Below are 12,101 nucleotides of genomic sequence, written 5' to 3'. Positions count from 1 at the left end.
AGAAATGAACATAAGACTGTTCACGTTCCACAACCATCTTCGCCAACTCCTGATCTGAAGTTTTTAATAACGGACCGTTCCCTCAAAAAAAAGTCCGGAGCGAGCTATCTCTCCTAAATGTAGACAGCAAAAAGCGATCCTCTTCCATGACCAGTGTCAAGTTGGAGAACCGCTATAATGTACCGTTTAATACTACCTATACAGGTTAAACATCGCAGTGTGTTACACCGACAAGATTAACCCACGTTTTCGATTAATGTGTTCAAACATACCGCACCCTGCGCACGCACATTAACCACAATAATTGGCGTATCCAGCATATCGTGCATCCAGGACATATACTCCTCAACCTTTTCGTTGGGAAGAATCGTCAGAATGACCCCTGCAAATCCACCGCCGTGTATACGGCAAGCGCCATCACCCAGCTTTTGCAGATAATTTTCAGTTAACGCCAGTGCGATACCAATCTCCTGTTCCTTCACCGAGCCGCTCTGGTATACATTCTGGAGCCACTTCCAGGAAGAATTCCCGGATGCCGTAATCAGATTCAGGAAATCAGCAAAACGCCCATCCCGTAAGGCCTGTACCTGACCGTCCACCCGATTGTTTTCCTCCAAGAAATGCAGCGCACGCAGTACCGCACGATCCCCCGCTGCTTCACGTACCTGTTTGAGATTGGCATAAATCGCCTCGCCCGTAATTTCTCGGACATATTCGCTGCCCAACGCTTTAGCAACCGCTCTCATCTCATATGGTACTGCAGCGTAATCCGCCGTCAGATCCGCATGATTCCCACCTGTGTTTACAATGACCAAGGAGTAACCGTTTTGTTGGAAATCCCATTTTACAGGCTCAATTACAGGCTCGGCCGGATTCTCAAAATCAATCGCAATCAGCCCACCATAGGCACAAGCCATCTGATCCAGCAGACCGGAAGGTTTGTTCCAATATTGATTCTCCGCATACTGACCAATCTTGGACATGACCACCACATCTAATGTGCCCTCATTGTAAAAATGATTCAGAATCGTACAAATCAGCATCTCGAACGATGCCGACGAGCTCAGCCCGGACGCCGAGAACACGTTACTGGAGATGTACGCCTGGAAGCCGCCCACTTTGTATCCGAACTGCCCAAATCCCGCAGCCATACCACGGATCAACGCCGTAGTGCCGTCGTCCTCAGCCTTCGGTGCCAAATCTGTGAGATCGATTACATATTTCTGTTCATAGCCTTCTGAATAAAAGGTAATTACCGAATCCGTCGTTGACGCAGCCACCGCTATCGTATCCAGCGTAATACTTCCCGCGAGCACCTTGCCATGATTATGATCCGTGTGGTTGCCGCCAATTTCGCTTCGTCCAGCCGCACTGAACAATTTGCTGCCCTCTTGTACGCCAAAATACTGTTCGAATGATTCATTGAGCTTCGTGTAACGTGCTGTCTGTTCCTCTAGTTGTTGCTGACCATACATTTGGGCAAGCAACTCTTGGCCTGAAGTAGATTGAATCAGTTCCAATGGTTGAGTGTTCATTAATAATCCTCCTATGGATATATAGCATTTATTTTTCTGCCGTAGATGATGAACAATACGGGAACGATTCATGCCCGTTTACTCTCCCATTATCTCAGCTTCGTTTCGGAAAAGGTAGGGTAGAATTGAAAGTTTGTAAGCGTTTTTTAAAAGGTTTAACTTCAATCTGATCAACAATAAATTCATTGTCGGCTTTATCGAAGGTATACGTGATATTGAAGTCACACACATATGTAGGAGATATACCAATAGACCCAGGAAGACTTAATTTTATTTTGTGATTATCCAATGTATAAATAACAACACCGCCGAAAGCAAGCTCATCTTGATGGTAGTCTGGTGCTGGATCAAAATCATAATTGAAGTTACCTACTTGCCCTTGTGAATTCACTGTAATCGCTAATGTACCATCATCATTTTTAGATACACGCGATTCAATATGCTCAGCAACAATATCCTCATAACGCTGTACTTTAATTTCCGATAAGTTATCGGAGTTAACGACATGAATTTCATAGATATTCAAGCCTGTCCCTCGGCCAATCTGAATGATTACTATAGCCTCTTCCTTACCATCACCGGTAAGATCAGCATAAAATAACTGCGGCTCCGTTCCTGAATAATGAGAGATGCTCCAATCAAAATCTTTTGTGCGCCCATTTATATCTATAGTTACTCTTTCAATTGCATCTTCCGTTTCTTTAACTGTATAAAGTTTTACTTGTTCATCCTCAGAAGATCCGATTAATTTCAATTTTGAATTTGTTTCTTGTTCCGGCTTCGTAGTTACCTGCTTGCTGGGAGACATACCCCGTTCCTGCTGTACAGAAACTAACGAATCTGATTGGCATCCTCCAAAAAGAACTGCACTCAACAACGTCAATGAAGCTATTTCTTTTATCAAATCCATGTCCCCTCTCATCTAAATAGCTAAAATTAATCCAATGAATTTAACCGAATTGTTACCTTCCTCGTTTCACGATCATTGGAATCAAACCATTCTTTAAGTACGTTATATTCGCTTGTTTCTAATGCTGCTGTTTCAATCGTGAAATGGTTATTGTCTATCCAATCATAAGAGATGATGGGCCAGGTCGGTTTCAACATGAATGCTTCTTCCAAATCAGTTGATGCATATGGGATGATTTCTAATTTTTTGAGATCCACGGCAACAAGGATTTGTCTCTTAACCAGACCGCCTTCATCATAAGCATACCGAATCAACACCTGCTGATAATCAGAGGAAAGTTTATAATCTTGTAAAATACCCTCAGGCAACGGCAAGCTATGCGTCCCTATATCATCAGTTTTCACGAAAAGGGTAGAGCAAGCTTTGGTTCCACAGCCATACTTTAGCATCGAATATGTTTCCGAAGAAGGCACCTTCAATACCTCCAATTGTGTACGATCTATTTCAGTTTGGAAGTCCCATTCGTTCATCAAGTGGCGCTTATACTCTGGGACGTCGTTTAGAGATAATTGTAGGGTTGCTTCTTCATTTATGATTTCAATAATATTGGGTAATGATGATGCTTGGTTAGGCAAGCCTACGGAGTTGGCGTCGTTTCCCATTTCCGTCTGAAATGCGGAAGATTTCAACCTATCAAACCATAATATAATTACCGCTGAAGTAACGAGTACAACAAACAGTAGTAACAAAAGAAATTTCTTTTTCATAGCACTCCTCTTTCGCGCATGGTTTCGATCCAGAACCAAATGGATTATACTACAAAGATATCCATTTTTGGTGTCGGATCGGTTTCAATGTTGTTTTCATGAGAACACCCATTATTCAGATTAAGAGGTGAATGTATGAACGTTATTTTAAACAAAGAACCAGATAAACGTCGTATAAACGTAGCCATGCTTATGTATCTCATACTAATGATTTTATTTTATGGCATTTATGTTTCCTTGGAATCCGATCGTATAGCTCAATCACAACAGTGGACTTCCGGTGGTTCCATAAGCGAACAGGCTATCGAGTCAATGAGTCAACTGGGAAGATGGACGTCAATCACGGAATCGCTGTTTCTGGTCCTTTTCATACTGGTGATGATCATCATGATTACGCGGTATCGAAGTAAGGTAAGAAGATTACTCCCTTTTGCCTTATGGAATGTCGCTTTGTTTGTTGGGGTTGGCGCGGTCAGTCTGGTTGGTTCACAAGTGACGTCAATGTCCATTGGCAACCTGGCACAACCTATCATCGTTCCTGCGTTTCTATTGGCTGCGTTGTTCATATATTTGGTTTCGGGATTAATGAAACGTGGATAACGTGTGTGAGGCGATTATAAACGTTCAAAAACTTTGGTTGTTTTCTCCATAGATATCTGGAGTGCAGCCAAAGTTTTTTTACATCTTACCTTAGAATCGGATCGATTAATGCACTTGAACGTATCACAAATTCTCTCCTTGACTGTTACGTAGGGTCATACTTGATAATGGGCTCAAGTTCACCTAAAGGAGAGATTAATGATGAAGATTACCGAGTTACGCTCAGATAAAATCTATAAAGAGATCATCAAGGCTGCACCTGATGACAAATTGGAGTTATACCGCGAGCGAATGATGGGTCCCTTTATGAACAAATGGAACATTCAACAGATTCCTTTTCGATCAAGCGAACCTAATGGCTTCGACGTGATCAAGATGAATAACTTTATGAATATCGCTCCCGCAGATATCACACCTGAGATTAACGAATCGTTAGCAGCGATCTCGTCTAAAGCATTTTGGCAACAGTGTCATGAAGCCGTTCGTACGAGTCTATCCACCTTTACAGATCACGGGATTGAGCTGTTAGTCTCTGAATATCTATATACGATTTTATTAGGCGACAAGAATAGCACTTCACTCACGATGAACGAAGGCATCAGCGGAGATGGTGGAATCCCGGGTTATATTATTGCGAACCTGATCCCCAATGGGTATACTCTACCTCGTATGCAATCCGTGTTAGCTCATGAATGCAATCATAACGTGAGGTATCAATATATCCAGTGGAATCCTCAGATTACGCTTGGCGAGATGGTTGTTAGCGAGGGGCTGGCCGAGAGCTTTGCGACATCTCTGTATGGAGAAAAGTTGAGAGGCCCCTGGGTAGGCAAAACGGACATGGAGACATTGAATACCTTAATCAAACCGAAGATGAAAGACCAGCTGCATGTCACCGGTTTTGACCAGATTAATCCGTACTTGTACGGCGATGAACTTGCCATAATGCAAAATTTCACGCCCGTAGGTATGCCCTATGCGGCTGGCTATGCCTGCGGTTATCATTTAATCCAATATTATCTGAACAAAACAGGTACACCGATTACCGAAGCAACCATCACTCCGGCAAGTGTCATTCTTGCTGAAACAAAGGACTTTTGGAATGAAGACACCCTATTTCACCGTTAAAGATATCATTCAGATTACCGGCATTACCAAACGCGCATTACATTATTACGATAAAACGGATCTCTTAAAACCGAGCAAAGTCGAGGACAATGGCTATCGGTATTACGATCAAGAGGCACTGGGGAATCTGCAGATGATTCTCTTGTTCAAAGAAATGAATTTCTCATTAAAAGACATTGCAGCCATGATGCAACTTTCCAAAGAAGAACAAAAAGATATCCTAAGAGAGCATCGCAGTACACTCGTTCAACGCAAACAAAAACTCGAAACCATCATCGACCAGTTGGATGAGTATGTAGATGGGACGGATATCTCTCATCTTCATCTGTTTGACGACTCTTCCATTCTGTCCATTCAAGAACAATATGAATCTGAGGCGAAGTTTGTATATGGAGATACCAAGAAATATCAGGAATTCGAAGCTAATGTGAACCAACTGTCTGCGGAAGAGCAAGAAAAAGCTTACCAGCAGTTCTCGGTTAACATGGAGCAGGTATTTCGGGAGTTGGCGAAGCATCAGGATCTATCTCCTGCTTCTGGTGAGGTGCAAGCGTTAGTGCTTGAATGGAAAAGTTGTCTGGAACAGTTCATGAGCTGTGATGCTGAGATTCTGAAGTGTATTGCGGAAGCATACACGACGGATCGTCGCTATGCGGGTTATTTTGATCAGTTTGGCGATAAGGAATTTTTGAGTTTTTTTTATCAAGCGATTATGGTTTATGTGGAGGAGGGGGAAAAGTGATTTTGTGTGAATTGGATACCCTCTACCTACAAGGTAACAAAGTAAAAAAACGTATCTCCATTGCATATGTATGGAAGATACGTTTTTTTAATATAGTTCATTTTACGTGTAAATATTACTTTCCCATTGTTCGTTCAGACCACATTCGATTACCCTCTACTTACCGCTTTATCTTTTGGCCTTTCCGTCCGTTGCTGCTGAACCTCATCCAGATATTGCGTGAATCGGGAATCACCAGAGTAGCTCAGGAACAGCCGTTCCAAGGCTCGTGTCATACCGATGTAGAAACGGGACACCTCCCGTTCATCCATTTCATCTGTTTTTCCCACCTTACGTGGCATCGTTTCAATGGCAATGATAAACACAGCCCTGAAATCAAGCCCTTTAGCGCTATCGATGGTTAACATTTTAATGCTTTCCTCTTCGCGATCAAAACTCTTCTTACTCTGTTCATCTCTGGTCACCCAATTATACGGAAGACTGTTATCGTTCAGAGCTTGCTGCATCTCACCAATAATGTTAATTCCTTGATGTTCCTGTACCCTATACAGGATTGCAATATCCTTCAGGGCAAACGATTTTTCCCGGCGCAGATAGTCAATCGACTTGGCTACAAACGCCATCTCCTCCTGCGTGCTTTGGCTTTGATAGATCAGAGGCTCTGGTCCTTTGCGTTTTGTGAATTGAGGCGGTATAATCTCGATTCCGTCTGCCGCAGTGCTAATGACTTTGTGCTGTAACCTGGAGTGTTCCTTGTAAAAATCCCACGCAAATTGCACGATCTGTGCCGTGTTCCTATAATTGATCGTCAGAATTTTGGAGCGGCCACGGAAGTCCAGTCCCGTATCTTGAGCCAAACTGTTTTTTCGTTTGAAAATCGTTTGCGCCCGATCCTCCACAAGCAAGAGCGACTGCGTCTCCTCATTGAGACAAGCACTCACCAACTTCAACCAATCCGGTTCGAAATCCTGACCCTCGTCAATCAATATTGCATCATATTTCGGCAACTCTTGTATGCCCTGCTCCATCTTCTCCAGCAAGGCTGGCAACTTCTTGTCCATAATCCGAAATTGCTTGCCGAGCCAGGAATGGAACGTACTCACCTGAATATTGGATCCAAGCGTAGAAACCCCATCATTATCCGAAAAATCAAATAAATCCTCAGGCTCTGCCATCTTCTGCACAATGGCCTGTCTCAAGTATTGGGATAAGGTTGATCCATAACAAAGTACAAGAATGTCCCAGTCTGGATTGGCCTTCGCCAGCATCCGCGCCCGACTGACAAGCACCAGCGTTTTACCGCTACCCGCAACTCCGCGGATTAAGCGGTGCTTGTCTCCAACCTGCTTAGCCATCTTTTCCTGATGCAGATCCATCGTCTTGATGTTATGCAAGGATAACAATAGCTGGTCCTGATGAGGCACGATTTCTTTGCGCTCCGCACTAATCCGCACTTCGGGGAACAGATGGTAACGAATTGCTTGTATATCGTCATGGGTCAAGCTATATCGGTTCCGGGTAGGCACCGTAAACATGTGCAGAAGCTTCTCAATCAGGATTTCTTCCGAGAAATCTTCATCCTCCGGATTGACCTCTTCTCTGGTCAGCACAAACACCGGATCAATAACACTGTATAAATCCATATGTAGAAAGTCCTTTTGCTTCAACCGGGTGAAAACAACACCATACCCATAATTGAATTTCAAATATCCTGGCGTTCCCTCTTTGATCAGATTCTTATCCTTCTTCAATTGATCCGCTATGAGGAATGCGTAACCTCTTGCTTGCTTCAGTGGACTCGGTTCAGTAGTCGTCTCACCTGCAGTAGTGTGTAAAGTCCATTCATCCCGATTTACCTGATGCAGTGTGCCTTTGGTATAATCCTTCACTTCTAGTACAAGCAAACCTAAATCTGGCCCGATAATGACAAAATCCGGTCGTCTTCCACGAATCTCAGGTTCATAGTATACAATGTAGTCTTCCGGGAGATGTTTCTTAAGAGTTTCAAATAATAACCGCTCACCAGCCATCGCTTTCTTAGGGATAGCCTCTGGTACTGTAATTGCCATGCTAATCGCTCCTAGTCAAATCTATAATTGCTATATGTACATTATATTATTCAACATAAAACCACAATTTTCCACAAGTAATTTTATATATGGATCTTTTCTCGAAACAGTATTCGTTGCAAACGAATCTATCGGGCGCTAAAGCAAAAAAGAGAGACTCCAAAGTTCAGAGTCACTCTTTTGTTAAAAATGGGAAACTAAACTCATTTCTAGTTGTTATATACTAATAAGTACCAAATCCAATTTAAGGTTTGTAATTCTGTTGAGTATAAATGTGAATGAAATAAGGAACAATAGCTCCGGCTGCTTGAGCTTTAGCACCTTCATTGTTTGCAATAGTGATTATGTTGTTCGGGAAGCTGCTTGGAACGGTTTTATCTTGAAAATCATACTTATCATAAGTATGAATATATACTTTCCAGCTTCCACTCACTTTTTCAGCTGCCCAACTAACAGTAACTTTACCCAGAGCCAGATAAAAATCCAAACCCGCATTTCCAGCGCTTGTAGCAACACTGGAATCACCAGAAACAAATGTTTTCCCAGCAGCATTTGCATTATCAATCGCTTTGGCAATAGGTATTGAAACTGTAGTGTAAGCTGAAGTTAGTGACCATGCATTTGAACGACTGCTGCCTGCAGCATAATCGAGTGCTGAAGGAGAGTCCTGAAGCGAATTTTTAAGAGCCTGTCCTGCAAAAGGGCAAGAGAAAGAGCCTAGTGATAGCGCCACCAAATTAAAATCAGAACGATACTGTGCTTTTGTTTTTTCTGCTGCCGCTGCAAAATTCAATTGATCATTGGCATTTGTAGAAGACTGGAATTGTTGAACTTCTTCCAAAAATTTGGCCTCAGCCTCTTGTTGGGCCTGAGCTTTTAAAGCAGAAGTATTGTTGCTTTTAATACTCTTCAAGACCGTCTTTGCCTCATCGTCATATCTTATATTCCAAGTCGATAAATCTGCTTCTTCTTTCAACTGTTCATTATTTACAGTACCATCTGTCCAGGCATTATTTACGCCATTCGTGATAGGAGTTGATGCTTCGACTGAAAGGGAATCTGCATAAGTAGTATTGCTAGAAATAGCATAAGGCATAAATGCTGCAGACAATAACGAGAATGCAAGTACTGGTTTTAGTAGCTTACTAGAATTATTCATCTCACTTCCCCTTCTTTATATGTTATTTATTTACATGTATGATATTATCATATATAAAATAATTTGTAAAATTTACCTATAATAGAAAGGTTGATTTTTATGAAAAAATTAATCACTAAGTTAGCCTCTGTACTCGGTTACGGACTTTTAATTACTCTTTTTATTTTTTTTGTTATAGCACTAATTGCTATTATAATTCTGGCTATCTATGAATTTAAAAACTAGATTGATAAGCAAATTAATCGTTATGAATCGATCAAAAAAAATATAAGTGGCAACAAAGCAAGGGTCTTACCAGCTTCGTTGCCACTTATCCTTTATAAAACAACTTCAATGAATCTCACCAAAAGAGGATTACCCCCGCTCAAAATACGCATGCAACCGATACTGACAAATCTCCTTCGTCCAACGATATAGCAGCGCCCCTTCCTCTGCATCCTCCACCTGCACATTCAGCGAGAACACACCATCTTCGAAACGGGTCATGCTGCCCTTCGCCCCACTCCACATAGACATTGGCATGTCGATAATCAGTTTCTCAATCCGTGTTGCCGTCTTCTCATTCCATTCCCATAGCGCAAGTTTGCCTTTGTCCGAAAAGTCCTTCCTTTTCCGGTACACCTTCTCCGTTAGGTACGTATGGAAGAATCTTGCCATCTCCCCCGGCGTGATCGGGTCCATCCAGTGGGCTTCACCTCGCTCCAGCATGTACAGCAGCACGATCATTTTGTAGCTTTTGTTCATGAGTGTCTTCTCCACTTCACGCAGCCACGCCTCATGCCGGACGTACACCTCTCCCTCAGTCGGGGACAGCAGCTCCGCCCAATACAGAAATCCAACATAGGAGCCAAATTCGTTCCGGTACCCGATGCTCTTCGTACGCCCCATCAGATGCAACTCCAGATAAGTCGGAATACGCCCCAGCTCTCGTTTCACATCCAGAAAATCCTGATGCAGCTTCTCTCGCCGTGGCAGCCGTTTGCGGCTTAGCTCCTGAAGCAGATTCACCACTCGGGTCTCCAGATGAATCCCGCAGTTGTCTGGAACTTCCGGCACAGCCGAATCCCGGTCTTTCGCGGTTCCCTCCAGCTCCCCACGCACGTCCAGCAGACTCAGCTTCACATCCGCATTGCGGTAATTCCCGATCAGGTCGATGATGACACAATGCGATTTGCCCTCCGCCAGCCGCAGACCGCGACCCACTTGCTGGGTAAACACCGTGAGTGACTCCGTTGGACGCACAAAGAGCAGCGTGTCCACACGCGGAATATCCGTCCCCTCATTGAACAGATCCACCGTCAGCACAACCTCCAGATCGCCCGCATCAAGCTGGCGAATGGCTTCCTCCCGCGACATCTCCGTTGTACGCGAATGCAAGCTGAGTACCTTCACGCCCTGACTTCGAAAATACGCAGCCAAATAATCGGCCTGCCGGATCGACGAGCAAAAGCCAATCGTTCTCGTCTGCTTGTGCCGCAGCCAGGCCGCATAGATCGTTTCCACATGCTCCTCTTGCAACTGAACAGCCATGAGCTGTTCTTCATCATACTTCGTGCCAATCCAGCGAATCTGCGAATAATCCGTGTCGTCGAATACCCCGTAATATTGAAATGGCGCCAACCACCCTCGCCGGATCGCTTCGATAAAATGCATCTGGTACGCCACATTCCCATCACAGAGCGCATACACATCCTTACCATCCAATCGATCCGGGGTCGCCGTAATGCCCAGCAGGAACTTAGGCTGAAAATGCTCAATCACCAACATATACGTCTTCGCCGCCGCATGATGGAACTCATCTACCACAATCAGATCAAAGGCATCTACCGCAAACCCATCCCGGTGCTTCTGCATACTCAGCGTAAAGATTGAAGCATACACACAATCCGCCGCTCCATCCTTGTACTGTCCGTTATATATCCCATGACTGCGCTCCGGCATGATCCGCTGAAAAGACTTCTTCGCCTGGAACAAAATCTCTTCCCGGTGTGCCACAAACAATACTCGCTGGAACCGCTGTGCAAAGAAGCCCGCCAGATACGTTTTGCCTAGCCCGGTCGCCATGACGACCATTGCCTTGTCGTACTGTTCCTCCATCGTGCCATGGAGTGCTTCAAGCGCATCCAATTGCGCAAAGCGCGGCTGGATCGGGGCAAGCGACAGCTCGGCGGCGGTTTCTTCCTCTGTTTCCTCCGGCAGCCCCGTACCGAACTCCGCTTCTTCCATCTCCATGATCCGCTGGATCATCTCCGGGTTCTTCTGGTGATACTTCCGGTACTCTTCCTCATACAGCGCAATGGAATCCGGGTTCACCGGCAAGGGTGTCTCGTGGTAGAAGCTCTGCATGAATTTGTCCAAAGCTGACTGAAACGTATACGGCTCCGCCTCCGCATTCATCGCCAGATTCCATTCATATCCCGTCTTCAGCGCCGTGAACGAGAAGTTCGACGAGCCAACAATCAGCAGTCCTTCCCCGTTGTCATGATCGAACAGATACGCTTTTGGGTGAAAAGAAGTGCCCATACTTCGCCACAAACGTGTCTCAATTCGTGGATCAACCTCACAGAGCGCCCGCAAGCCTTCCGGCTGTGTGATATACAGATAGTCTCCCGCGAGCATCCGCACCTCGGCCCCACGCTCTGCCGCCCGTTTCAAATGCGGCGCAAGCAGCTTCACCCCAGACTGCATAATAAATGACGTCATAATATAAATCCCGGACGCATGTTGCATCCGGGTAATGAGTTCGTCTGCCAAGTTATCTGTAATGAGTTTAACGTTAAGCTTCGTCGACATCGATCAGATACACCCGTTCCTGGAATCCACCGCGCGCCTCGGCTTTGTCTGCCCGCAGCTTATCGAGTTGGGCCGCATTCGCCCCATGCACTTCCGCCAGCGCCCGGATGACCTCCAGCATGTCGGCCAGTTCTTCCAACGCTTCCTGATCGTTCGCTGCACTCACGTATTCTTCCGATTCTTCTTGCAGCTTTGTTCTTAGTTCTTGCTTATACTCCTCTGGGTCCAGAATACGTGTGCGGCATTCCTTACCGCTGGATGTGATAATATGCGGAATCTTGTCCCGCACCAATTTGTTGTATGTAGGCATGTGGTATAACATCCTTTCTGCTGTGAGAGCCTTCGAGCCAGAATCTCCATTTTTGCCATTATACCATTTGCTAGGGGGAGGGATGGGT

General features: G+C 44.7%; 10 protein-coding genes. 3 read left to right on the top strand and 7 right to left on the bottom strand.

Annotation, left to right across the window (positions count from 1 at the left end):
• Window positions 1-236: 236 nt before the first annotated feature.
• From ACDJ58_RS03670 to ACDJ58_RS03660, 3 genes are all read right to left on the bottom strand, one after another.
• On the bottom strand, window positions 237-1,535 hold the full coding sequence (locus tag ACDJ58_RS03670; protein ID WP_413375597.1) for a galactokinase: 1,299 nt from the start codon (window positions 1,533-1,535) through the stop codon (window positions 237-239).
• A 94-nt stretch (window positions 1,536-1,629) separates the two neighbouring features.
• The gene (locus ACDJ58_RS03665; RefSeq protein WP_413375595.1) at window positions 1,630-2,445 is read right to left on the bottom strand and encodes a hypothetical protein; all 816 of its coding nucleotides are present in this window, start codon (window positions 2,443-2,445) and stop codon (window positions 1,630-1,632) included.
• 26 nt (window positions 2,446-2,471) lie between these two features.
• A complete protein-coding gene (locus ACDJ58_RS03660) occupies window positions 2,472-3,212 on the bottom strand; it encodes a hypothetical protein (RefSeq protein WP_413375593.1) in 741 nt (246 codons plus the stop codon).
• A gap of 135 nt (window positions 3,213-3,347) precedes the next feature.
• Between ACDJ58_RS03660 and ACDJ58_RS03655 the strand changes: the two genes are divergently transcribed.
• The 3 genes from ACDJ58_RS03655 to ACDJ58_RS03645 all read left to right on the top strand — a co-directional run bounded on the left by ACDJ58_RS03655 (window position 3,348) and on the right by ACDJ58_RS03645 (window position 5,682).
• Complete coding sequence (locus tag ACDJ58_RS03655) at window positions 3,348-3,812, top strand: hypothetical protein (protein WP_413375591.1); 465 nt, start codon at window positions 3,348-3,350, stop codon at window positions 3,810-3,812.
• A 201-nt stretch (window positions 3,813-4,013) separates the two neighbouring features.
• Window positions 4,014-4,940, top strand: coding sequence for a DUF2268 domain-containing protein (locus tag ACDJ58_RS03650; RefSeq protein WP_413379447.1), 927 nt, complete (start codon window positions 4,014-4,016; stop codon window positions 4,938-4,940).
• Window positions 4,915-5,682, top strand: coding sequence for a MerR family transcriptional regulator (locus ACDJ58_RS03645; RefSeq protein WP_413375589.1), 768 nt, complete (start codon window positions 4,915-4,917; stop codon window positions 5,680-5,682). The genes ACDJ58_RS03650 and ACDJ58_RS03645 overlap by 26 nt, the downstream gene beginning before the upstream one ends.
• A 149-nt stretch (window positions 5,683-5,831) precedes the next feature.
• Here the strand turns inward: ACDJ58_RS03645 and ACDJ58_RS03640 are convergent, their stop codons facing one another.
• From ACDJ58_RS03640 to ACDJ58_RS03625, 4 genes are all read right to left on the bottom strand, one after another.
• Complete coding sequence (locus tag ACDJ58_RS03640; protein WP_413375587.1) at window positions 5,832-7,751, bottom strand: 3'-5' exonuclease; 1,920 nt, start codon at window positions 7,749-7,751, stop codon at window positions 5,832-5,834.
• 244 nt (window positions 7,752-7,995) lie between these two features.
• Window positions 7,996-8,910, bottom strand: coding sequence for a hypothetical protein (locus tag ACDJ58_RS03635; protein ID WP_413375585.1), 915 nt, complete (start codon window positions 8,908-8,910; stop codon window positions 7,996-7,998).
• A 354-nt stretch (window positions 8,911-9,264) separates the two neighbouring features.
• Window positions 9,265-11,703: a DEAD/DEAH box helicase family protein gene (locus tag ACDJ58_RS03630; RefSeq protein ID WP_413375583.1), complete on the bottom strand. Its 2,439-nt coding sequence runs from the start codon at window positions 11,701-11,703 to the stop codon at window positions 9,265-9,267.
• Window positions 11,687-12,013, bottom strand: coding sequence for a phosphoribosyl-ATP pyrophosphohydrolase (locus ACDJ58_RS03625; protein WP_413375581.1), 327 nt, complete (start codon window positions 12,011-12,013; stop codon window positions 11,687-11,689). Before ACDJ58_RS03625 ends, ACDJ58_RS03630 begins: the two co-directional genes overlap by 17 nt.
• Window positions 12,014-12,101: the final 88 nt, after the last annotated feature.

This window comes from Paenibacillus taichungensis, assembly GCF_047302525.1.
GTDB classification, from domain to species: domain Bacteria; phylum Bacillota; class Bacilli; order Paenibacillales; family Paenibacillaceae; genus Paenibacillus; species Paenibacillus taichungensis_B.
The sequence above is the reverse complement of the archived record's forward strand: the minus strand, read 5'-3'. Positions and strand labels throughout refer to the sequence as shown.